At 55.0% G+C, this 20,926-nt stretch carries 23 protein-coding genes, 1 tRNA gene, 2 pseudogenes and 2 riboswitches; of the genes and pseudogenes, 22 read left to right on the top strand and 4 right to left on the bottom strand.

Annotated features, from left to right (window positions below; translation table 11 throughout):
* Positions 1 to 10 precede the first annotated feature (10 nt).
* From AC6I6N_RS02425 to AC6I6N_RS02375, 11 genes are all read left to right on the top strand, one after another.
* Positions 11 to 238 carry a hypothetical protein gene (locus AC6I6N_RS02425; protein WP_035267847.1) on the top strand — a complete coding sequence of 76 codons (228 nt, stop codon included), beginning with the start codon at positions 11 to 13 and terminating at the stop codon, positions 236 to 238.
* Positions 239 to 264: 26 nt separating this feature from the next.
* Positions 265 to 597 (top strand): hypothetical protein, encoded by a 333-nt coding sequence (locus AC6I6N_RS02420; RefSeq protein WP_497943022.1) that lies wholly within the window; start codon positions 265 to 267, stop codon positions 595 to 597.
* 85 nt (positions 598 to 682) lie between these two features.
* Positions 683 to 1,021, top strand: coding sequence for a hypothetical protein (locus tag AC6I6N_RS02415; protein ID WP_497943020.1), 339 nt, complete (start codon positions 683 to 685; stop codon positions 1,019 to 1,021).
* A 642-nt stretch (positions 1,022 to 1,663) separates the two neighbouring features.
* The gene (locus AC6I6N_RS02410) at positions 1,664 to 2,023 is read left to right on the top strand and encodes a hypothetical protein (protein ID WP_497943017.1); all 360 of its coding nucleotides are present in this window, start codon (positions 1,664 to 1,666) and stop codon (positions 2,021 to 2,023) included.
* A gap of 106 nt (positions 2,024 to 2,129) precedes the next feature.
* Positions 2,130 to 2,582, top strand: a complete 453-nt coding sequence (locus AC6I6N_RS02405) for an ead/Ea22-like family protein (RefSeq protein ID WP_497943015.1) — start codon at positions 2,130 to 2,132, stop codon at positions 2,580 to 2,582.
* The gene (locus AC6I6N_RS02400) at positions 2,569 to 2,823 is read left to right on the top strand and encodes a hypothetical protein (protein WP_497943013.1); all 255 of its coding nucleotides are present in this window, start codon (positions 2,569 to 2,571) and stop codon (positions 2,821 to 2,823) included. Before AC6I6N_RS02405 ends, AC6I6N_RS02400 begins: the two co-directional genes overlap by 14 nt.
* 287 nt (positions 2,824 to 3,110) lie before the next feature.
* Positions 3,111 to 3,716, top strand: a complete 606-nt coding sequence (locus AC6I6N_RS02395) for a cell envelope integrity TolA family protein (protein WP_497943012.1) — start codon at positions 3,111 to 3,113, stop codon at positions 3,714 to 3,716.
* A gap of 7 nt (positions 3,717 to 3,723) precedes the next feature.
* Positions 3,724 to 4,461: an ERF family protein gene (locus tag AC6I6N_RS02390; protein ID WP_316988751.1), complete on the top strand. Its 738-nt coding sequence runs from the start codon at positions 3,724 to 3,726 to the stop codon at positions 4,459 to 4,461.
* Complete coding sequence (locus AC6I6N_RS02385) at positions 4,461 to 5,096, top strand: lambda exonuclease family protein (protein ID WP_497943005.1); 636 nt, start codon at positions 4,461 to 4,463, stop codon at positions 5,094 to 5,096. The genes AC6I6N_RS02390 and AC6I6N_RS02385 overlap by 1 nt, the downstream gene beginning before the upstream one ends.
* Positions 5,097 to 5,633: a single-stranded DNA-binding protein gene (gene ssb / locus AC6I6N_RS02380; protein ID WP_497943003.1), complete on the top strand. Its 537-nt coding sequence runs from the start codon at positions 5,097 to 5,099 to the stop codon at positions 5,631 to 5,633.
* A 510-nt stretch (positions 5,634 to 6,143) separates the two neighbouring features.
* Complete coding sequence (locus AC6I6N_RS02375; protein WP_497942999.1) at positions 6,144 to 7,040, top strand: recombination-associated protein RdgC; 897 nt, start codon at positions 6,144 to 6,146, stop codon at positions 7,038 to 7,040.
* 38 nt (positions 7,041 to 7,078) lie between these two features.
* On the opposite strand, the gene AC6I6N_RS02370 is transcribed toward AC6I6N_RS02375, so the two are convergent.
* Positions 7,079 to 7,828: a hypothetical protein gene (locus AC6I6N_RS02370; RefSeq protein ID WP_497942995.1), complete on the bottom strand. Its 750-nt coding sequence runs from the start codon at positions 7,826 to 7,828 to the stop codon at positions 7,079 to 7,081.
* 888 nt (positions 7,829 to 8,716) lie between these two features.
* Here AC6I6N_RS02370 and AC6I6N_RS02365 point away from each other — a divergent pair.
* The 4 genes and pseudogenes from AC6I6N_RS02365 to AC6I6N_RS02350 form a co-directional block, all read left to right on the top strand.
* Positions 8,717 to 8,917, top strand: a pseudogene (locus AC6I6N_RS02365) (DNA cytosine methyltransferase); the annotation flags it as partial.
* A gap of 193 nt (positions 8,918 to 9,110) precedes the next feature.
* Entirely contained in the window at positions 9,111 to 9,416 is a 306-nt protein-coding gene (locus AC6I6N_RS02360; protein WP_497942992.1) for a hypothetical protein, read from the top strand.
* Positions 9,391 to 9,813, top strand: coding sequence for a hypothetical protein (locus AC6I6N_RS02355; RefSeq protein WP_497942990.1), 423 nt, complete (start codon positions 9,391 to 9,393; stop codon positions 9,811 to 9,813). Before AC6I6N_RS02360 ends, AC6I6N_RS02355 begins: the two co-directional genes overlap by 26 nt.
* Positions 9,810 to 10,034: a hypothetical protein gene (locus tag AC6I6N_RS02350; protein ID WP_497942987.1), complete on the top strand. Its 225-nt coding sequence runs from the start codon at positions 9,810 to 9,812 to the stop codon at positions 10,032 to 10,034. The genes AC6I6N_RS02355 and AC6I6N_RS02350 overlap by 4 nt, the downstream gene beginning before the upstream one ends.
* 30 nt (positions 10,035 to 10,064) lie before the next feature.
* Here the strand turns inward: AC6I6N_RS02350 and AC6I6N_RS02345 are convergent, their stop codons facing one another.
* Positions 10,065 to 10,355 carry an HNH endonuclease gene (locus tag AC6I6N_RS02345; RefSeq protein WP_371317349.1) on the bottom strand — a complete coding sequence of 97 codons (291 nt, stop codon included), beginning with the start codon at positions 10,353 to 10,355 and terminating at the stop codon, positions 10,065 to 10,067.
* Positions 10,356 to 10,637: 282 nt separating this feature from the next.
* Here AC6I6N_RS02345 and AC6I6N_RS02340 point away from each other — a divergent pair, with 282 nt between their 5' ends.
* Positions 10,638 to 10,892 carry a helix-turn-helix transcriptional regulator gene (locus tag AC6I6N_RS02340; protein WP_497942984.1) on the top strand — a complete coding sequence of 85 codons (255 nt, stop codon included), beginning with the start codon at positions 10,638 to 10,640 and terminating at the stop codon, positions 10,890 to 10,892.
* Positions 10,892 to 12,121, top strand: a complete 1,230-nt coding sequence (locus tag AC6I6N_RS02335; RefSeq protein ID WP_497942982.1) for a tyrosine-type recombinase/integrase — start codon at positions 10,892 to 10,894, stop codon at positions 12,119 to 12,121. Before AC6I6N_RS02340 ends, AC6I6N_RS02335 begins: the two co-directional genes overlap by 1 nt.
* A gap of 156 nt (positions 12,122 to 12,277) precedes the next feature.
* Here AC6I6N_RS02335 and AC6I6N_RS02330 read toward each other — a convergent pair.
* Positions 12,278 to 12,354 (bottom strand) — tRNA-Val (locus AC6I6N_RS02330).
* A 460-nt stretch (positions 12,355 to 12,814) separates the two neighbouring features.
* On the opposite strand from AC6I6N_RS02330, the gene AC6I6N_RS02325 reads away from it, so the two are divergent.
* From AC6I6N_RS02325 to AC6I6N_RS02305, 5 genes are all read left to right on the top strand, one after another.
* On the top strand, positions 12,815 to 13,231 hold the full coding sequence (locus AC6I6N_RS02325) for a YkgJ family cysteine cluster protein (protein ID WP_094196532.1): 417 nt from the start codon (positions 12,815 to 12,817) through the stop codon (positions 13,229 to 13,231).
* A 168-nt stretch (positions 13,232 to 13,399) separates the two neighbouring features.
* Positions 13,400 to 14,446 carry an NADP(H)-dependent aldo-keto reductase gene (locus tag AC6I6N_RS02320; RefSeq protein WP_108727397.1) on the top strand — a complete coding sequence of 349 codons (1,047 nt, stop codon included), beginning with the start codon at positions 13,400 to 13,402 and terminating at the stop codon, positions 14,444 to 14,446.
* A gap of 210 nt (positions 14,447 to 14,656) precedes the next feature.
* Positions 14,657 to 15,790, top strand: coding sequence for a quinolinate synthase NadA (nadA, locus tag AC6I6N_RS02315; RefSeq protein WP_497942979.1), 1,134 nt, complete (start codon positions 14,657 to 14,659; stop codon positions 15,788 to 15,790).
* Positions 15,790 to 17,523: an L-aspartate oxidase gene (gene nadB, locus AC6I6N_RS02310; RefSeq protein ID WP_497942976.1), complete on the top strand. Its 1,734-nt coding sequence runs from the start codon at positions 15,790 to 15,792 to the stop codon at positions 17,521 to 17,523. The genes nadA and nadB overlap by 1 nt, the downstream gene beginning before the upstream one ends.
* Before the next feature lie 224 nt (positions 17,524 to 17,747).
* Positions 17,748 to 17,835, top strand: a riboswitch (glycine riboswitch).
* Positions 17,836 to 17,839: 4 nt separating this feature from the next.
* A riboswitch (glycine riboswitch) is annotated at positions 17,840 to 17,920 on the top strand.
* A 48-nt stretch (positions 17,921 to 17,968) separates the two neighbouring features.
* Entirely contained in the window at positions 17,969 to 19,330 is a 1,362-nt protein-coding gene (locus AC6I6N_RS02305) for a D-amino acid dehydrogenase (protein ID WP_497942974.1), read from the top strand.
* On the opposite strand, the pseudogene AC6I6N_RS02300 reads toward AC6I6N_RS02305, so the two are convergent.
* Positions 19,275 to 20,651, bottom strand: a pseudogene (locus tag AC6I6N_RS02300) (ATP-dependent DNA helicase); the annotation flags it as partial. The gene AC6I6N_RS02305 and the pseudogene AC6I6N_RS02300 overlap by 56 nt on opposite strands.
* Positions 20,652 to 20,926 lie beyond the last annotated feature (275 nt).

The raw sequence follows: 20,926 nt of genomic DNA, 5'->3' as shown, positions 1-20,926 counted from the left end.
GGAGATTTGTATGTCGAGCGTCACGGTATCAACGACCGTCGATATTGATGTGGATGTCGAGCTCAGCGACATCGATACAAGCGATTTGATTTCAGAGCTGGAGAGTCGGGGCATAGAAGGCATTGATCATGCGCCCGCTCTCCAAGCAATGTTCCAGGCGCTGTCGCTAGGCCAGGAGGACGAGGCCCTGAAGCTGCTGCGCACCTATCTTTGTGATTGTCTTGGCCGTGTGATGTAACACCGCCCCCGCCTTAGGAGAACGGGATGTCCGCTTTCTGTGTATTTGGTATGACGGAACCGCTGGCCAAAACGCTGGCGGCTCGCAAAGCCCCCCCCCCCAAGAAGGAGCAGGAGAAGATGACAGTAGAGGATCTGCAGCAATGGTACGCAGATCGTGCTGCAAAGATTTTTGAATCAGCCAAACACCGTCAGGTGTCGCCTGAGTTTGATGCACCCCAGTTTTGCCATGACTGGATCGCACTTGCCCGCAAGACGGTAGGTCACGATGGTCTGCGAGTAATGGTGCGCGGACCGAAGCCAGATGGACGGCCCAATAAGCGCACTGGCAAGATTCCTATGGCATGGCTGCCTTACTGATTTCCACAGGAGGGCAGATGGATAAGCCAATGCGCTGGCCCAGCGACTTTCCGGGCAAGCATGACAATCAGGAGCGCCCCAAGAAATGAAATACGACAAGCTGCTGGAGGCCGTCAAAAAGCTGCATGCAGCACAGAGACGAGCAGATAAAGCCAGCGAAAACTACCACGCAGCACGAAAGCAGGAAGCGTCTGCAAATCGCAAGGCGGCACTTAGCGACAAGCTGGTTATCGAGTGCTGGGAGCGTGACAAGGCCCTGGACTTGGTGCATTGCGAACTTGTTAATGCCGGTATCGCAGAGCCAAGGGAGGAAGCTGCATATACGCCCCGCGAAATCACTCAAAGTGCCGGGCATGGGCACAGCATCAAATTTCTGTATCACCCTCCCAAGCCAGAGAGTAGTCAGTTTTCAACGCCTGCATGACTCGCATATGAGCAGTAGCGAGGTCCAGGCAGCCCTTCTTATGAGGGGCATCATCGAAGCCTTCCGGGACATGCCGAGAACAAGACAATCGGCTCTCACCCGAAAGGTTCAGCAAGAGGCGGATACGCCCTGCACACCGGAAGGTGGGACGCAGGCAACGTTGCAAAGCCGCTCTCGTCACCCGGAATGGCCACTGCGTGACGGGCTTGGAAGGCTTCGATGATGGTGAGCAGTACGCGCAGGCAAAGCGATGGGGACGGCCAAGCCAGAGCCAGCACCGATTTAGGTGTAAGGGTTTAAAGCCGGATTTGCACCCGGCCACCATCTTCCCCCGTGCGACGGGATGCTGGATGAATATTCGCGTTATCCAATAGTCAGCAACGCCAGCCTGTAGGCGCACAGGCCCATGGCCCGCATGGTGAGAGCGGGCACCCTCCAACCGCAGCATTCCCACTCCCTTAACCAATTCTAAATCACCCCCGCCCACGCCATGGGCGGCGGGAGTGCTGCGACTAGAGGGCATAGAACTCCAGAACCTGCCAATACCGAGTTGCGCGCGCAAGTCGTGAAGGTGGGGGATGCAAGCTAACCCTCTTCCCTTTCAATGGCGCCGGACGCGGCGCAATCCCCACGGAGCTAAACATGAACGCTATCGCAGAACGCGAGGTATGCGCGTACGAGCTGGCGGAGCGCCGCCGCGAAGTTATTGCACAGCAGATCAAGGATTGCCTGATCGGCAAGTCCCAGGCGGTGCTTATGTCGTGGGGCCGCCCCGACCTGCCCAACATCAAAAGCCGCGCCGATCTGCTGGAAGTCATGAGCGACCAGCTTATTGCTTTCGAGAAGTCGGACGCAATCGGCCCTTTCCTGAAAGCCATGCTCACCAATGACCCGGTTTACACGGACGGCCTGAACGCCCACATCAGCGCTCTGATTTTGAGCTGGGCTGACGCCAGCCACGACGCAATGACAGTGCAGGAACTGGAGGCGCTGCAGTGCTAGACCTCGCTGCTTTCATTCTTGGCATTGTCACGTTGTTGGCCATTATTTTTGGCTGCATGGGCTTTGCTTACTTAATTTCAGAAGTGATCAGTATCTGGAGGCAACCATGAATTACAACTACGCGAAACTGCGTGCGACTGTCGTTGCAGCAACGTCTGGCCCATGGGAGGCAGACATCGAAAGCGGCACTAGCCGAACTGTTCGACAAGCCGATGGCGGACGCGGAATTTGCACCACCTTTGTGCAAGGACAACCAAAGACGCCAGCGGGATGGGAAAGCCAACGCCACCAGAATAACGCCAACTCGGAATATATCGCCGCTTGCGATCCTGAAACGATCCGCACTCTGTTAGGCGAACGCGACGCCCAGGCGGCTGAGATTGAGCGGTTTCGAGAGGCGCTGCGCTGGACTGCAGGCGCACTCCAAGCCGCTTGTCAAAGCTCGTACTGCAGCGATGAAGGCGATCAAGTTGCCATTGGCACCGAGTTCAAAACAGTCTCACAGATCCTGGACTACGCCGACTCCGCCCTATCGGGAGAACCCAATGGCAGCAATTAAGGCCGAATCACAAACCATCTACTTGGCCCCATCAAAAGGACGTCGCTACTTGTCGGCTCGATCAGCGGCGAATGCCGAGGCCCGTGCCATGCTGGACAAAAAGTACCCAATCGAGCGGCCTGAATATGAGAGCGGGCATCTGATTTTCGCGGGCTGGCACTGGTCAAACGACCCGTTCCTTGATCGGGTTCATAAACGATTGTCGAGCCTCATTCTGAAGCAGGCGAGGAAAACCAAATGACCGACCAAAACCCCGGCTTCCCCCGCACTCGCCGCCGTAACCCTTTCGATGGACGGGGATGCTACGCACCAAATAGCAGCACCCCGCCTTGGGGTTGGCTCCCTTCCATCCTCATAGGCATCGCCATTATCGCCGCCTTTTGCGGCGCTATTTTTTACGGCTCGGCGCTAATAGCTCTTGCCGCTGGAGCATGACATGACCGAATCCACAGAACTGATTGATCTGCCATCGGAAGACACGGCGCTGACAGTCTCCGGCAACGCCTGGCTGCGGTTGAGTCTGTGGTCGTGGACGAGGCCTGGGAGGAATTCGAAGCGGAGGCACACCGCGTGAAGGCCAAAGCGCTGGAAATCCTGAACACAGCCCTGACTGACCGCCAGAAGTACGAAGCTGAGCAGGCAGAACTGGCTGAGCTACGACGCAAGCAGGCCGAGCAGGAGCAGAAAGACCGTGAGGCGGAGATTGCCCGCCAAGCCGCTGAAAAGGCCCGAACCGATGCGGAGGCCAAAGCCCAAGCTGAACGCGATGCCGCCGCCCAACGCGAAGCCGATGCCAAGGCGGCAGCAGAACGAGCTGAGCGGGAACGGGCCGAAGCCATCGAACGCCAGAAGCAGGCCGAGGCCCGGGCCGAAGCTGAAAGACTGGCCGCTGAGCAACGCGCCAAGGATGCCGCCGAAGCCGCCCGCCAGGCAGAAATCAAGCGCCAAGCCGACGCCAAGGCAGCCGAAGATGCAGCACAGCGAAAACGCGAGGCCGATATCGCGCATAAAGCCAGCATCAACAATGCCGCCCTGGCTGCATTCATTGAGAACGGCTTGCCCGACGCATGCGCCAAGCAGGCCGTCATTCTGATCGCCAAGGGCCTGATTCCGGCTATCCGAATCCAATATTGAGGACACCATGAGTACAGAAATCATTGAAGCTCCACAGACGGCTGTCGCAGCGCCCGCCCCGGCTGGGTCGCCAATGGCCATGGCAATCGCCGCCCTGCAATCTGGAATGAGTCCTGAGCAGATCGGGCAGATGATGGACCTACAGGATCGCTACAACGCCACCCAGGCCAAGAAAGCTTATGACGAGGCGTTCGCTGCATTCAAGGCCGAGTCAGTCACAATCATCAAGGGTAAGGCCCGTTCCGATGGCCCGCTTAAGAATCAGAAATACGCCGAGCTGCATGACGTTGTGAATGCTGTCACCCCCGCCCTCTCCAAGCATGGACTTTCGTCCAGTTGGAAGCTGACCAAGGATGACAAAGACTGGATGGAGGTCACCTGCTACCTGCGGCACGTTGGGGGTCATCAGGAAAGTGTCAGCATGGGCGGGCCACCAGATACCGGCCCAGGTCGCAACGCTATTCAGTCACGCGCCAGCACCAAGACCTACTTGGAGCGATACACCTTGAAGGCCATTACCGGACTGTCCGAGCAAGACGACGACACCGATGGCCGGGCGTCGACTGACCCTGCTCTGAAAGACTCTTGGATTAGCGAAGTAGCCAAGGCCGAAACGCTGGAAGAGCTAGAGACCATCTGGCAACAAGGCGGCAACGTCATTTACGCGACCAACAACCTTGCTGATTACAACGCCTTTAAAAAGGCCGTATCGGACAAGAAAAAGATGCTCACGGAGGCTCAATAATGGAAAGCTTAATCATTCACACCGCCGAACAAGGCACCCTGGAATGGCTCCAGGCCCGCAAAGGCGTCATCACCGGCAGCCGATTCAAAGACTGCCGCGACCGCCTGAAAAGCGGTGCTCCATCCAAGAAATGCTTGGACTACGCCATGGATGTGGCCCGAGAGCGCGAAGGCGGCGAGCCTATGCAGGTCTTTGTGAATGGCGCTATGCGCCTGGGCACAGAGCAAGAGCCCTACGCCCGAGCTGTCTATGAGCGCAAGACCGGCCATATCGTTGACGAGGCTGGCTTCATTACAACGCCTGACCGTCTGTTTGGGGTGAGCGTAGACGGTTTGGTAGGCGATGACGGGATCATTGAGATCAAGACCATGGTCAGCAGCGACACCCTGTTCACCGCCTTTGTGAACGGTGACATTGCCGCCTACGTAGACCAATGCAATGGCGCAATGTGGCTGCTCGGACGCAAATGGGTGGATCTGGTGCTGTGGGTTCACGACCTGGGCCGCATGAAGATCATCCGCATCGACCGCGACGACAACCAGATCGACTTACTTGAATCCGATCTGATGGAGTTTGAGCGGACAGTCACCAAGTATCAGCACGAACTGCGCGACGCCTTGCTGGAGGCTGCATAAATGGCCTCAGTCAACAAAGTCATTCTGGTGGGCAACCTCGGCCGCGACCCAGAAGTACGCTACAGCGCAGAAGGCTCGGCCATCTGCAATATTTCCATTGCCACGACCTCGCAGTGGAAAGACCGTACCTCCGGCGAGCGCCGTGAGGAAACGGAATGGCACCGTGTGGTGTTCTACAACCGTCTGGCTGAAATCGCGGGCGAGTACCTGCGCAAAGGCCGTCCCGTTTATGTAGAAGGTCGCCTGCGTTCGCGTAAATGGACGGGGCAGGACGGTCAGGAGCGTTTCACGACCGAGATCATTGCCGAGCAAATGCAAATGCTGGGTGGCCGTGAAGGTGGCGGTGATGGTTACGGTGAGTCTTTCCAGCAAGATCAGCGGCAGCCCCAGGGCCAGCAGCGTAACAATTACGCAGAGGCTACCGGGCGTGGACAGCAGCAAAGGCCGGCTCCGCCGCCCTCGTCCGGCAACTTGGCAGATATGGACGATGACATTCCATTCGCTCCCCTGCTATCGCGCAACGCGTACTGCACTTAATGTTATCCGCTCATTTCTACGGCTCAGGAATTAGCCCGCGCAGAACTCAAGGTGATGCGACAGGTTTGCAAAAAACCTCCCACAGCCAGAGCACTTTTCTTTGCCAAATGAGCTGGGAAAAACGTACCCAGGATGTCGCCTAAGCTTTCTATCTAAGTACTTATCAAAGAAATACTTCACCCGCTCATAACTCATCTCGGCACCACGACACGAGGTGATTCCATTCTCTTGAAGTGCTGCCGATAGGCGTAAAAGAGGGTCTTTAACACCCCCATATCTATAAATCCTTACGAGCTCCGATGCCAGCTCAGAAAACTCATCGCTATAAATTATTGCGAACCTAGCACCTTTAGCATAATTCAAGTTGTTTATCGCTGAAGGGCTAGTGCTTTTCAGCGCACTGATTAATGCACGCTCTTTCTGCCTCATTTTCTTATTTAATTCCATTGCTCTACTCAGCGCAAAAACTCTGTCAGCCTGAGCATAGCCCATCCTGAAAGGAATACACCCATGTGGTTTAAAAACCTGCGTATCTATCGTTTGGATACAGCATTTACCCTGTCCGCTCAACAACTGGCCGACCTGCTGGCCAAGCATCAATTTACCCCTGGCGGCAGCCAAGAACCTCTCAGCCTGGGCTGGGTGCCGCCGCGTGAAGGTGGTGAGCTGGTCCATGAGGTCAACGGTCAATACCTGATTCGTCATCGAGCTGAAAAGAAACTGCTGCCGAGCGCTGTGGTCAACCAGGCGGCACGCGAGAAGACCCGTGAAATCGAAGAGCAACAAGGCTACAAGCCAGGCCGCAAGCAGATGAAGGAAATCAAAGAGCAGATCATCATTGATTTGATGCCCCGCTCTCATGCTGTGCAGCGCGACACTTTGGTGTGGATCGACACACGAAATAACTGGTTTGTCATCGATACCCCAGCCGTGACTAAGAGTGATGAGGTGTTGGGTCTGTTCGCCAAGAGCGTGGAGCCCTTCCCCGTGCAGGCGCTGTACACCGAGCAATCGCCCGGTGCCGCCATGACCTCCTGGCTGGTTGAGGAAGAAGAACTCGCCAACTTCACTATCGACCAGGACACTGAACTGCGCTCCACCGGCGACAACGGTGCTGCCGTGCGCTATGTGAAGCAAAGCGCCGACATTGACGAAGTGCGCAAGCACGTTGAAGCCGGCAAGCAATGCACCCGTTTGGCCATGACCTGGGCGGATCGCATCAGCTTTGTGCTGACCGATGCGCTGGACGTCAAACGCGTGGCCCCACTGGACATCCTAACGGAAAAACAGGATGTCATGGCCGTCAACGATGACGAAGTCTTTGATGCCGACATGACCTTGATGACCTCCGAGCTGGCCAAGATGATCAGCGATCTAGTGAAAACTCTAGGTGACTCAAGGGATTAGATCGAAAGACTGTGGACTGTCTTGATAAGCGAGTGGCCCTACTTAGGATAGACAGCAGGAGGGGGAAACTCAAAGCCCTTACCGTTAATAACATCCTCCCAATTAGGAGATCTTTTCATTAACTCATTAAGCCCATAACTCAAGCACTGAGCAAGAAGTCGAGCATCTAAAAGTTGCTTAAGTGGGACTATATATAAATTTGTATGATCATTAAACCCAGAGAATCTAGACAAGAAATTTACTCTCTCAGTCAATGAAAACAGCGTCTGCCCCACACTGGAGCTCAATAAGTACGCGCTGGTCATATCAACTCTCTCAAGCCAGCCCATCCATTCACTAAAGTTACCAACCTCCCCAGGCATTTCCAATGCCAGGGGCTTCTTGGTTTCAGGACAAGTTCCAATTCCCGATCGGCTATTAATAATCCAATCGATTTCAGCAACTATTGAGGTGTATTGATACGCCGTATGACAGATTACTTGCTTAGCCGCCTCCAACTTCTCCTTTTCCTCTCTTAGCCTGTTGTCTTCTGCCATTCTTAAAGCAATCCTAGCCGCATAGAACGCTCCGCACGCGGCAGCTAAAGACCCGCCTGCGCCTACCCACGCAGCAAGCTCTGAGCTTTGAAATAGCGGAAACATATAGGGAAAAGTAAACCAACCCAAACCGACGCCTAAAGCTGTCCCAACAGCTAATGCAAGGATCAGCGCTATTTCTGACCCAAAAAACTTAACGTCCCTCACCATGATCTCCAAACAGTTTCTATTTTCTGTATCCGCAAGGATCATAGCCGAACCTCTGTGGCTAAAACATAGGATGCCTCCCCTATGAGGCATCACGCTGACAGCAACCCTACCCTCTCTTTTCTCACCAGGATTAAAACATTAGACCATTACCATTTGTAGCTTAGGGTTTTATAAGTTTTAAACATAGAGGATAGAATAGATATAGTTTGATTCTTACTACTGTAGAAACACAACTCCCCCAACAACCCCCGACCATCGCCCAAAACAAACAACTCCAGATTCTTATTATTATTCTTTAAAATTATTCTAGTTTTGACACTATCATACTGATCCATTCTGAATTGCACTGACACTACGACACCTAATATTTTTCTATCTCCCCTATTAGAGTTTTTTGTCATTGAGACAAGAGTTTTTTTTAATCCATTGGCTTTTTGATAATTCTTCCTCAACCTTTCGTCATTAAACTCGAAACACCCATGCTTATGCCATGGCTGACCTAGAGGAGGGTCTAGCCAAACGGATCCACCATTGTGCTTTATAAAGTAAACCTCCCCGCCGCACTCGGGACATTGTGTTGCGTAACATGAGGACGAGCTGCACGACTCCTCCGGCTCATCATATCGATCATACCGTTCATTAAATAAATTTGGATTAATAGTTATGCATGAACACCCTCCTCCCATAGGAATAACCTGCCCATCCATTGTTCTAAACCTAATCCCACCCCCACATCGTGAACAAATACTCATAATGCCTCATTAAAAAAACAAGTAAAAACTCTTCTTTATTGACACTATCGTCTTGCGAATACCAGTTCAAAGTATTTCATTTAGATTCGCCATAGATGTACAAAGTTTAGCTTAGTACGTTTTTCTTACCCTAACACCAAGCAACAACACTCGCTGTAGCTTTCCCTTAGAGAATTAAATGCTGACACCACGCGAGCTTTACCGCGCCCAGGGCTTTCCTGACTCGTACATCATCGATCAGAAGCCTGACGGCAGCCCACTCACCAAAACGGCGCAAGTCCGCATGTGCGGGAACAGCGTCTGCCCTCCCCTGGCCCACGCGCTGGTACGGGCGAACTACTCCGATCAGCAGATCTCCCCTCGGGAGAAAGTCGCATGACACAAAGCGCCTACAGCAACAAACCCCTGCCCCGCCTTCGACACATCGAACCGGGGCAATTTTTTACCCTTCGCCATGCCCCCACACCTCGGATTCTGCTGCACAAATCCAAGCATCACGGTCATTTCAATAACGGATATGCATCCCTGTGCCATGAGCTGGAACGCTCTTGTGTGGTCTGGGGTGAGAACGGATGGGAAGCAAGAACATGAACTGCAATTGGATTGAAGAAATCGAAGCAAAGATCAAAGAGCTCCACCAGCCACAGGTGAAGGCGCCAATTGAATCGGTGCGCTGCCGCAACATCACCTACGTCCTAGACGGTGCCAATCCTGGGACATATATCAGCATCCCATTCGGGGTTAAGGCGGACACCCCCGGCTACCGCAGCGAGAAGGGCAAGGACCTTAGCATCATCGTCTCGTACTGCCCTTTCTGCGGGAAGAAAGTCAAGGCTGACAAGGAGGCCGCCAATGCGCCAGAACCAGAGCATGCCTGAGCGCACAAGCCAGGCACTAAGCGGCCTCTTCTATGTGCAAGACAGCCGAAGCTATGTGGGGAACGACATGCTGTTTTGGGGGCTGAATGGCAATGGCTACACCACCGACCTGCGGAAAGCGCAGTTGTACACCCAAGAGCAAGCCCAGGCGATGCACAACAACCGAGAAACTGACATCCCCTGGCCAAAGGAGTACATCGACGCAAAGACCCGGCCGGCCGTGGACATGCAGTACGTCAAACGCGCTGAAGCTCTGGCCGGGACGGGGATTGTCCTGGCTGAGCGAAAACCCGAGAGAGAAGAGCCGCTCCGCTGCCAAGGATGTGGCTCATTCATTTCCAAGGTCAACTTTTGGGCCGGATGTTGCCCACGATGCCAGGAGGACAGCAGGCCATGAAAAACAAACTTGATGTTTCACGTTTCATCGAAATCAATGAAATCCCCCCAGGCTCACAATCTCGATACTTGGTTGGCGCGGGAGACTCCCGCGCAGGCCAATTCGGCGTAGCCATCGCAACCATTGCTGTAAAAGGCGCTCGCGGCTATGGGGTCATTCTTCATCTGGATAGCGGAGAGCTGGATTGCTTTGATCCCCAACAACTTTTTCCGGACTTGTAATGAGCAACCACCCACACAACCGATTGCGCTCTATCCCGAAGTGAGAGTCGGCCACCGTTTCTGCTGCATCTTCCTGACGACATACGCCTGCCATGCCTTTGGCTCAAGCGGAGCCTTCCTTCTGTGCCTGCGACTATTACAAAACCAACACGCCGCAACGATGTTGCCAGCTATCCGGCCGCCGTCACAACGAGCCTTGAGATGCTCCGCAGTGCATTTTGTAATGGGAGATTGGTCCATGTGCTGCCCGCAATAAAAGCAGCAACCATTTTGAAGTTTGAATGCCCGCGCACGAGCTTTTTGAAGTGATGTCTTAGCCATAGCGGCTCCTAATCAATGAAGAAAAGGCGCCAGCCATCAAGGCTATGTCTCATCAGTTTCCTGTCTGAGGCATGGGTCCGTGCAAACGCACATTGACCAAGATCGTGAAACTAATCGCCGCTCTCCCACGGAGCATTCCCGTGGCGGTTTTGATTATAGGGTAAAGCAGATGCCCTGGCATAAAAGCTGCGGCTGAAACACAACAACAAGCCATTTCAATCTGTACGAATAAGGGATGATCCCAGCCGGCCTTGCGCCGGTTTTTTAATGGAGAACACAACCATGCCACAACCCAACAACTCGATGGCAGCGGCTCACAAAAGTGCCCCCACCATCCACCCCGAAGGCCTGTATCGGTGGGACGAGTTCGCAGACCGCATCCCGTTTAGCCGCGAGACCTGGCGGAAACGAATCATCAATGGCCGTGCACCAGCGGGCGAGGCTTTGAGCTCGTCTTGCACGGTATGGCGTGGCCGAGACATTCTTGCGTGGCTGAGCAACCCCACCACCTACTTTAAAGAGGTAAATAAACCGTAATGGCCAAGATCATTCCTCCCTTGACCGATTCGCAATGTAAATCCGCCAAGTACAGCCCCGCCGGCAAGAATCGCTTGTTCGATGGAGGCGGCCTGTACCTGGAGCTGCTGCCCAGCGGGGCCAAGCGCTGGCGCCTGAAGTATCGCCGCCCTCAATCGAAAGCAGAAAGCCGGCTGACCTTTGGCTCTTATCCCGAGGTCAGCTTGGCCAAAGCTCGCCAGATGCGCGAAGAAGCGAAAACGGAATTGGCGGAGAACGTGGACCCAGGCCTGACTGCCATCGCCACCGCGGCGCACCTGCCGCCCTCTTTCGAAGTTGTGGCCAATGAATGGCTGGAGGTCCGCAAAAAGAGTTGGAGCACCGGATACTTCCAGCGGATACGCAACGCACTCCAGGCGAACGTATACCCTGTCATCGGCAAGATGCCGATTGAGGCGGTCACTGGAAAAGCCGTGTTGAAGATCATTCAGACAGTAGAGCATCGCGGCGCACTCGAAATGGCGTCACGGGTATTGGAAGCCGTCGGCATGGTCTTTCGCTATGCGTGCGGAGTCGGGGTAGCCAACAATGATGTCACGCACGGGCTACGCCAGTTCCTGCAAGAGCGGCCACCGGTGCAGCATTACCCCCACGTTGATGCAGACGACCTGCCTTTGCTGCTACAGCGCATCATGCAGTACCACGGCCGCCCCGAGACCCGATACGCGCTGCAACTTATGATGCGCACTTTTCCGCGCACGAACGAACTGCGGTGGGCCCGCTGGGAAGAGTTTGATATGGCCAATGCGCTGTGGACGATTCCGGCCGAGCGCATGAAAGGCCGGCTGATCCAAAAGCAAAGCGCCGCCGATCACCTGGTGCCCCTATCGCATCAAAGTGTTCAAATCTTGGAGTCGCTGCGGGCCTTATCCGGGCGGCACTCGTTTCTATTCCCGGGCGTGCACAATCCTCGTTCTACGCCTATCAGCAGCGAGACAATGAATCGGGCGCTGAAGATTATGGGATTTGGTGGCCTGCAGACGGGCCATGGCTTTCGTGGCCTGGCTTCCACCATCATGAACGAGCAGAGCGGTTTTCGCTCAGAGGTGATTGAACGGCAGCTAGCACACCGTGATCGCAACAAGGTACGCCGTGCATACAACCATGCTCAATACATGGCAGAGCGTCATGATCTGATGCAGTGGTGGTCGGACTACTTGGATGAACAGCTGGGGAAAGCGCCAAAATAGCCATGCCCCCATTCGTTTCGTCCGTGCCCCCATTCATGCCCCCAAAATACCTTGGCGGGGCTTGGCGCAGCTTGGAACGCTGGGCAACAAAAAAGCCCCAAAGCATTGATCTTTGGGGCTTTTCTTGGCACAGCTTGGTGCTGTGTGCATGTATTCTGGTAGGCAGTACTGGATTCGAACCAGCGACCTCTACGATGTCAACGTAGCGCTCTAACCAACTGAGCTAACCGCCTGCGGTGAAGAAATGAAATAATAGATCTTCCCTATGGGGCTGTCAACACTATTTCGTGTTTTTCTATAAAAAAGATGATCTTTTTTTTATGGACTCTCTGCAAAATTAGCTCCTCAGGCCAAAGAAATCGTGCAATCCTTTGTTTTATAAGTATTAAACAAAAAAACAAGCAGATTTTCAGAAATTCACGCCCCGCCTGGCTAGGCAGAGCAATGAAACATATGGATACACACAATCTGTCTCCAGCCAGCATCAAGCTAGCCCATCACCACACGATTTTTCTATTCAAGTTCTTCAGGCAAAAATAAAATAATTGCTTTACGCCTGCAGATCATCGATCTCGTCTGAAACGGATCTGCGGCCGCTACGGGACACCTACGCACATGACTTGCTCTTCTCTCCCGCCTACCCCGACTCAACTGCTGGATTTACCTGGCGTTCAGGAAACCACACTGGAGACGGTGCTTTATACGCCTCCCAATGACGAGATTTTTGATGAAAACCCCTGTTTAAGCTGCGGCGTGTGCTGTTCACATTTTCGGGTCTCTTTTTACAGCGGTGAACTAAGCGGTGAAACGGGCGGTACGGTGCCGGTCGAGTTGACCACCCAGGTTGGTCCATTACGCGCCTGCATGAAGGGAACCGAGCAAGGTGAAGGTCGTTGTATCGCCTTGCGCGGAACGTTGGGCCAGCCCGGGATTCATTGCGCTATTTATCCGGATCGCCCCACCCCCTGTCGCGATTACCAGATCTGGGAGCTGGATGGCAGCCCCAATGTGGATTGCCAGCGTTTGCGCAGCAAGCACGGCCTACCTTTGCTGCCTAGTCGTCCTTTGCCTGCTCCACCTGCTTTGCCGGAGCATGATGAGGCGGCCTGAAATCGCTCAGTACTACAGCAGTACCTCAACACAAAACCATCGTAAATAACTTGCGATGGTTTTTTTATAAAGAATCAGTTCAATCAGCACACCGGCAAGCAGGCTAAATACGCTACCATGCACGGTTTGTAGGGCCGCCCGGCCCTGCGCTTTCGGGAGTCGAAGTAAATGAAATACCGCAAGCTGGGCAATACAGACCTGGACGTCAGCCTGATTGGTTTGGGCACCATGACGTACGGGGAACAGAACAGCGAGGCCGATGCGCACGCTCAACTGGATCTTGCCCTGGAACTGGGTGTGAATCTGGTGGATACCGCCGAGATGTACCCTGTTCCCCCCATGGCGGCCACGCAAGGTTTGACCGAGCAATATATCGGCACCTGGCTGGCTAAAACCGGCCGCCGCAAGGACATTGTTCTGGCCAGCAAAATTGCCGGTCCCCAACGTGACCCCAAGCGCCCTGGTCATATCCGCAATGGCGGCACCAGCCTGGATCGCAAGAATCTGGAACAAGCCCTGCATGACAGCCTGCGTCGGTTGCAAACAGACTATCTGGACCTGTATCAATTGCACTGGCCAGATCGCAGTACGGTGACGTTTGGACAGCGTAGCTACCCGTGGAAAGAAGAAGACACCATCCCTATCGAAGAGACCCTCTCGGTACTGGACGAGTTTGTGCGTCAAGGCAAGGTGCGTCACATCGGTGTGTCCAATGAAACGCCTTGGGGTGTCTCACGCTTTCTGGAGTTGTCTCGCTCGCGCTCCCTGCCTTTGATTGCCACCATCCAGAACCCCTACAACTTGCTGAACCGCGTGTTTGAAGAAGGTCTGTCCGAATTCTGCCGTTATGAAGGTCTAGGTCTGCTGGCGTATTCGCCATTGGCGATGGGTGTGTTGACGGGTAAATATGACAACGGCGCTCGCCCCGAAAAAGGACGTTTGACCTTGTACAACCGCTTTACCCGCTACGATGCACCGCGTGCCCGTGAAGCCGCGCTGGCCTACAACGAGCTGGCTCGCGAATACGGTTTGACGCCCACTCAATTGGCCCTGGCCTGGGTGAATCAGCAAGCCTTTACCAGCAGCAATCTGATCGGTGCGACCACACTGGAACAACTGCGCGAGAACATCGCCAGTGCGGATGTTCAACTGAACGATGAGCTGATCGCCAAGATCAACGCGATTCATCACCACACACCGAATCCCGCGCCTTAACAGGATCTCCCCCTGCTTTGGGCACATAAACCCAAAGCAGGGCACCCCTCTTTTTTATTCCTCTGTTCCGTTCTTGCGCTTGCACAATGCTGATTTTTTATTTATGCTCAAAAAAAGCATAACAAGAGAGACATACGATTTCTCGTTCAGAAATTCCCATTTCCCATTTTTTTCATCCATTTATGCTCAAAATGAGCATCAAGGACAAACATGATACAGCGCTATCCCATTGATGTCTGCCAGCCGGACTCTCAGGATGCTTTGAGTCGTCAAATCACCTGGCACGACGTCCCTCCCAAACTCAGCGTGCAAAGCGATAAAGCCGCGCTGAAGCAAGCCTTGGCCAAGCAGTTGAAGGAGCAAGACGCCGTGCTGGTCGCCCACTATTACACGGACCCCGATATTCAGGATCTAGCCTTGGAGACTGGCGGCTGCGTGGGTGACTCCCTGGAGATGGCGCGCTTTGGGCAGGAGCATACGGCCAGCACAGTGTTGGTGGCCGGCGTGGGTTTCATGGCCGAATCGGCCAAGATTTTGAGCCCTGAAAAACGTGTGTTGGCTGTACATGACGAGGCGACGTGTTCGCTGGATCTGGGTTGCGCCCCCGAGGATTTCAAGCAGTTTTGTGCTGCGCATCCAGACCGGGAAGTGGTGGTGTATGCCAATACCAGCGCAGCCGTCAAAGCACAGGCGGATTGGGTTGTGACGTCCTCCATCGCCCTGGACATCGTGCGGCATTTACACGCACAAGGGAAAAAGATTCTGTGGGCACCGGATCGTCATTTGGGCTCCTATATCCAAAAACAAACCGGTGCAGATATGCTGCTCTGGCAAGGCTCATGCCTGGTGCATGACGAATTCAAGGCCGATGGTTTGAAGGCTTTGATGAGTGAGCACCCCGATGCCCAGGTTCTGGTTCATCCCGAATCACCCGCTTCTGTTGTTGCGCTGGCGGATGTGGTTGGCTCGACAACGCAGCTACTGCGCGCTGCCATCAATCATCCTGCCGACACCTTTATCGTCGCCACCGATCAAGGGATTGTGCATGCCATGCGCCAGCAGGCGCCGGGCAAAACCTTTCTGGCAGCACCAACTGCGGGCGAGAGTGCCACCTGCAAAAGCTGTGCCTATTGCCCCTGGATGGCGTTGAACAGTCTGGAGGCTTTGCGTCAACGTCTCAGTCAACCAGGCCCTGGTATTCAAGTGGCCCCCGATCTACGTGAGGGCGCACGACGCTCCTTGCAACGCATGATGGATTTTGCGGCTGCTCAGCAAAGCAATTTACGCGTCAGTGCGGACTTGGCCGAGCACAGCCAGCAATTCCAACATGTAGGAGCCGCTTAATGCATTCAGGCTCAACACAGACGCAGGTGCTGATCATCGGTGCGGGGCTGGCAGGCACCAGTCTGGCCCTGTCCTTGCCTTCCTCGATGCATGTCACTTTACTCAGTAGCGCCCCCGTTCCTTGCGGGGCCAGCCCGATGGCCTTGGGTGGTCTGGCGGCTGTGCTCAGTGCCCAAGACAGCCTGGAACAACACATTGAAGACACACTGGAAGCCGGCGCTCGGCACTCGGATAAGGAGGCAGTACGAGGGATTTTGCAAGCCGCGCCAGATGCAGTGCATTGGCTACTGGAAAGGCAGGTGCCTCTGGACAGAACCGAAGATGGCCAATTGCATCTGACCCGTGAGGGTGGGCACAGTCGGCGGCGCATCGTGCATGCGGCCGATGCCAGCGGCTACGCCATCATGCAGGCTTTGGCTCCTCAATTGGCTAAAGCCCCTCATGTTCAGCAGCGTACAGACTGTCTGGCATTGACTCTGCGCCGCAACGAACAAGGCGCAGTGGCTGGCGTGGATATTTACGACAAACACACCCACCGCTACGAAACCATTTTGGCGGACCATGTCGTGCTGGCAACAGGCGGGCTGGGCAGCCTGTATGCGCACAGCACCAATCCCGATAGCGCCTTGGGCGAAGGGGTTGCCTTAGCCTGGCGCGTAGGCGCTGCCATACGGGATCTGGAATTTGTGCAGTTTCATCCGACCTGCCTGCATGCAGAGGGTCCGACCTTTTTGCTGACTGAGGCCTTGCGTGGTGAGGGTGGTCATTTACTGGACAAGCAAGGCCGCCGCTTCATGCCAGCTTACGACGCCAGAGGGGAACTAGCCCCACGCGATATTGTGTCGCGCGCTATTGCCGCACATATGCGGCAAGAAGGCAGTAGCCATGTCTGGCTGAATGTACGCCATCTTGGTGCGGATACCTTACAGCAGCATTTCCCCAAAGCCCTGGAAGAAGGTTTATGCCGGGGCCTGGACTTACGTCGGGACTGGGTGCCGGTTGCGCCTGCCGCGCACTACAGTTGCGGGGGAATTCAAACAGACATGTCAGGCCGCACGACGGTGCCTGGTCTATATGCCGTGGGGGAAGTAGCCTGCACAGGTTTACATGGGGCAAATCGCTTGGCCAGCAACTCTTTGCTGGAGTGCGTCGTCATGGGGCGGGCGGCGGCCGAGGCGATTGCTAGAAGCAAGAGGACCCAGCGTTCAGCTTTGGTCCCGGAGACAGATGCTGCAACTACAAGTTCGATTTCAAGTTCATGTTCATACACAAACTCAAATCCAAGTTCCAGTTCACAGGCTAATGTCGGCCCCCATTGGGGTTTGGGTTTGAACTCTAGTTCGAGCTCGAATCCACGCCCCTCCCTTATGACAGCCACGGCAGCCGATGCACTGGAAAACGCAATCATCGCCAACAACGACAAAGCTTGCCAATATGACGGAAACAATAGCTATAGCAACGGCAGCCATAAAAACCACAGCTCATCCACCAACAATCCCCCTTCTCTGCCCGCCTTGCGCAACTTAATGCAAGAGCATGTCGGCTTGCTACGCAATCACCTAGGACTGCTTCAGGCCTTGCACACCCTGGACCATTGGCGCGGGCAAATTAGCCTTCTGCCCCCCAGCCTGGATCAACGGACCCTCAGCCTGCAACTGGACACCGCCTGGCTGCTTACCCGGGCCGCCCTGGATCGACCACGCAGTCTGGGTGCGCATTACCGCCTGGACTAAGTCCATAAAGAAACAAGCACCGGTCGGGAATCAACGACATGTCGGGCCCACATTAAGCGAAAAAGTAAGTAATAACTCGGTATCAAGGACCGGCAGTCTCAACAATTTTCCGGGCTTAGCCAACAATTGCATCTATCCATAGAAATCCCCCAAGCGCTGCATGCAGCTCCCGGTTTACCCTGATTGCAAACTTTTGTAAGCACAGCTACTGTAGTTGCGTCACTACAGGCGGTATGAAAGAGACCTGTTCAGTCAGGCGCCGACGGAGCAACCACCCCGGAATCTCTCAGGCAAAAGGATCGTACCAGCCCGACACTCTGGAGAGCGGCGCATGACGCCCACCGAAGGAGCCCAGCCTGAAACATCGGTTGGATAAACTCTCAGGTCACAGGACAGATGGGGTATTGCCACTACTCGGTGGTAATTCACCTGTCAGGAGCCTGTTATGTCGCATATTGCCGTCATTGGCGCCGGTATTTCCGGAATCACCACCGCCTACGCCCTCAGCTTGAAAGGCTATCAAGTTACCGTTATCGACCGCCTGCGCTACCCCGCCATGGAAACCTCGTTTGCCAACGGCGGGCAGTTATCCGCGTGCAATGCCGAGGTCTGGAACAGCCGCAGCACCATACTCAAGGGCTTGAAGTGGATGATGCGCAAAGACGCCCCGCTGCTGTTCAACCCCAAGCCAAGCTGGCACAAATACAGTTGGATGGCACAGTTTGTAGGCGCGATTTCCGGTTACGAGCGCAACACCGTGGACACCGTCAAGCTGGCCATTACCGCCCGCGAGAATCTGTACCAATGGGCCAAGGACGAAAACATTGATTTCGACCTAGAACAGCGCGGTATTCTGCACATTTACCACACCCCCGGCGGCTTTGAGTCTGGCAAGAAAGTCAGCCAACTGCTGCAAAAAGGCGGTCTGGAGCGCCGAACCGTTACCAACGAGGAAATCCACCAGATTGAACCTGCCTTGCAAGGCACCTATTACGGCGGGTTCTTTACGCCTTCGGACGCCACGGGTGATATTCACAAATACACACGCGGTCTGGCCGATGCCTGCGCCAAACGCGGCGTGAAGTTCCTGCAAGATACAGAAGTTCTGGGTATTGATTGTGGCCCACCACACCGTATCCAGCTGCGTACCGGTGAAGGCGCTGAAGCCCACACCCATACGCTGTCTGTCGATTCCTTGGTGGTGTGCGCTGGCGTAGGCAGCCGTCACTTGGCCCATATGCTGGGCGACTACATCAATATCTACCCCGTCAAAGGCTATTCGATTTCGGTGTATCTGGATACGCCCGAAGCCCAACATGCCGCCCCTTGGGTCAGCTTGCTGGACGAAGAAGCCAAGATTGTGACCAGCCGCCTGGGCAAAGATCGTCTGCGCGTGGCCGGTACGGCGGAATACAACGGTGCCAACAAGGACATTCGCGCCGACCGTATCGCCCCGCTGACCAACTGGACCCGCCGCAACTTCCACGATGCCGCGACCGATCGTGTTGTACCGTGGGCTGGTTTGCGTCCCATGATGCCGGACATGATGCCGCGCGTAAAAGCAGGCAGCCGCCCGGGCGTGTACTACAACACTGGCCACGGCCACCTAGGTTGGACGCTGTCAGCGGCCACCGCGCAGATCATTACCGAGGTCATTGCGCAGAACGAGCGTCAGTCCGCACCTGCTCAATTTGCCACCAGTCCGGCAGCAACTGCTGCACCCGCCGCTGCCCATAGCGCTCGTCCAGCAGATACACAAAACCTTGATCCTGTTCATCACGAATCACACGACCCGCGGCCTGTGTAATCTTGCGTAGTCCCGGATACAGATAGGTATAGTCATAGGCCCGCCGCTCCCCAAAGAGCCGGGCCATGACTTGCCGCACCGACTCATTGGCCGGGTTGAATTGCGGCAAACCCAGGGTGGCAATAAAAGCACCGATCAAGCGTTTGCCGGGTAAATCTACCCCTTCTGAAAACGCCCCTCCCAGCACTGCCAAACCTACTCCCGTTCCGTCCAGCGTAAAGCGGTCCAGAAACTGCGTTCTTTGCAGATCGCTCATGCCCGGCTGCTGATGCCAAAGCGGCATATCCGGCCAGCGCTCCTGCAAGGCCTGGCTAACTTGCTCCAGATAGTCAAAACTGCTCAAGAACAAAAGATAGTTGCCCGGCTGCTCCTGGTAGGCCTGCCCGACAATGTCGCAGACCCCGCCCAGGCTCTGGGCCCGGTCAGCATAGCGCGTGGACAGGCCAGCATATTGGCGTACCCGTAGTTGCTCGGCCCGATACGGCGATGCCACGTTCAACTCAGCTGTACTTGGCGGCAAACCCAAGACATCACGATAAAACTGTGAGGGATTCATGGTGCCGGAGAACAGCACCACACCATGCGCGTCGCCATAGCGTTCAGCCAGAAACGGAGCAGGCACAATATTGCGCAGGTTCAGGAGCACACCATCGCGCTGCGCCAAAATATCGAATAAGGAATGCGAGCCGAACTGTCCGGCCAGGTCCACAAAGTACAGCAGCTCAAAATAAAACTGCAGCAAGGGGCTGTCTTGCGGCATGGGGTTCTCAGCCACATAGGCCCCTAAGCGGGCAGCCAGATAGTCGCACTGTTCGAGCAGATCCTCCGGGATTTTTTCCAGCCCCCATTGATCGCCCCCTTCCTCGGGTATCAAATCCTCCATCAAGCGAGTCAATGGCGTGAAATGACGCTTCAAGGCCGAAGGCGCGGCTTTACGCGCCATGCGCAACTGCGCTTGCGAGAAGGACGCGGAATACATGGAACGGGCGCGTTCTACCAAGTTGTGTGCTTCGTCCACCAGAACAGCGCTGCGCCATTGCTGAACCAGAGTCTGGCTATACAGCACCGCATGTGTGTCGAAAAAATAGTTGTAGTCGCCCACAATGGCGTCCGCCCAACGCAGCATTTCCTGGCTCAAGTAATAGGGGCAGACCTGGTGTTTGCTAGCCACTTCTTGCAAGCGCTGGCTAGTTAGCATGGGTTGCTCCAGAGCTTGCTGACGGGCCGCAGGAAGCCGGTCGTAAAAGCCTTCGGCCAGAGGGCAGGATTGGCCATGGCAGGCTTTATCCGGATTGGGGCACTGCTTGTCGCGGGCCACCATTTCCAGCACCCGCCACGCGCCCTCACCTTCTGGGTTTAAACGCTGCAAGGCGTCCAAGGCCATTTGCCGACCCGAATTTTTAGCCGTCAGATAAAAGAGCTTATCCAGTCCCGCCTCCGGCATGGCTTTCAGGCCGGGAAATACGACTGCCAAGGTTTTGCCGATACCGGTTGGCGCTTGGGCTAACAGGCACTGTGCATCGCGCTGAGCCCGGAACGCGGCTACGGCCAGTTGCCGCTGACCCGCACGAAACTGATCAAAGGGAAATTGCAAAG

The sequence above is a fragment of the Alcaligenes sp. LTN-3 genome (assembly GCF_059735605.1).
The sequence above is the reverse complement of the archived record's forward strand: the minus strand, read 5'-3'. Positions and strand labels throughout refer to the sequence as shown.

Bases quoted from the DNA above. Each gene is read 5' to 3' on its own strand.
- nadB (WP_497942976.1), top strand. From the start codon at position 15,790: ATGCATTCAGGCTCAACACAGACGCAGGTGCTGATCATCGGTGCGGGG.
- nadA (WP_497942979.1), top strand. From the start codon at position 14,657: ATGATACAGCGCTATCCCATTGATGTCTGCCAGCCGGACTCTCAGGAT.
- AC6I6N_RS02420 (WP_497943022.1), top strand. From the start codon at position 265: ATGTCCGCTTTCTGTGTATTTGGTATGACGGAACCGCTGGCCAAAACG.
- AC6I6N_RS02305 (WP_497942974.1), top strand. From the start codon at position 17,969: ATGTCGCATATTGCCGTCATTGGCGCCGGTATTTCCGGAATCACCACC.
- AC6I6N_RS02370 (WP_497942995.1), bottom strand. From the start codon at position 7,828: ATGATCCTTGCGGATACAGAAAATAGAAACTGTTTGGAGATCATGGTG.
- ssb (WP_497943003.1), top strand. From the start codon at position 5,097: ATGGCCTCAGTCAACAAAGTCATTCTGGTGGGCAACCTCGGCCGCGAC.
- AC6I6N_RS02355 (WP_497942990.1), top strand. From the start codon at position 9,391: ATGCGCCAGAACCAGAGCATGCCTGAGCGCACAAGCCAGGCACTAAGC.
- AC6I6N_RS02320 (WP_108727397.1), top strand. From the start codon at position 13,400: ATGAAATACCGCAAGCTGGGCAATACAGACCTGGACGTCAGCCTGATT.
- AC6I6N_RS02400 (WP_497943013.1), top strand. From the start codon at position 2,569: ATGGCAGCAATTAAGGCCGAATCACAAACCATCTACTTGGCCCCATCA.
- AC6I6N_RS02375 (WP_497942999.1), top strand. From the start codon at position 6,144: ATGTGGTTTAAAAACCTGCGTATCTATCGTTTGGATACAGCATTTACC.
- AC6I6N_RS02405 (WP_497943015.1), top strand. From the start codon at position 2,130: ATGAATTACAACTACGCGAAACTGCGTGCGACTGTCGTTGCAGCAACG.
- AC6I6N_RS02345 (WP_371317349.1), bottom strand. From the start codon at position 10,355: ATGGCTAAGACATCACTTCAAAAAGCTCGTGCGCGGGCATTCAAACTT.
- AC6I6N_RS02360 (WP_497942992.1), top strand. From the start codon at position 9,111: ATGGGAAGCAAGAACATGAACTGCAATTGGATTGAAGAAATCGAAGCA.
- AC6I6N_RS02415 (WP_497943020.1), top strand. From the start codon at position 683: ATGAAATACGACAAGCTGCTGGAGGCCGTCAAAAAGCTGCATGCAGCA.
- AC6I6N_RS02390 (WP_316988751.1), top strand. From the start codon at position 3,724: ATGAGTACAGAAATCATTGAAGCTCCACAGACGGCTGTCGCAGCGCCC.
- AC6I6N_RS02335 (WP_497942982.1), top strand. From the start codon at position 10,892: ATGGCCAAGATCATTCCTCCCTTGACCGATTCGCAATGTAAATCCGCC.
- AC6I6N_RS02425 (WP_035267847.1), top strand. From the start codon at position 11: ATGTCGAGCGTCACGGTATCAACGACCGTCGATATTGATGTGGATGTC.
- AC6I6N_RS02385 (WP_497943005.1), top strand. From the start codon at position 4,461: ATGGAAAGCTTAATCATTCACACCGCCGAACAAGGCACCCTGGAATGG.
- AC6I6N_RS02350 (WP_497942987.1), top strand. From the start codon at position 9,810: ATGAAAAACAAACTTGATGTTTCACGTTTCATCGAAATCAATGAAATC.
- AC6I6N_RS02410 (WP_497943017.1), top strand. From the start codon at position 1,664: ATGAACGCTATCGCAGAACGCGAGGTATGCGCGTACGAGCTGGCGGAG.
- AC6I6N_RS02340 (WP_497942984.1), top strand. From the start codon at position 10,638: ATGCCACAACCCAACAACTCGATGGCAGCGGCTCACAAAAGTGCCCCC.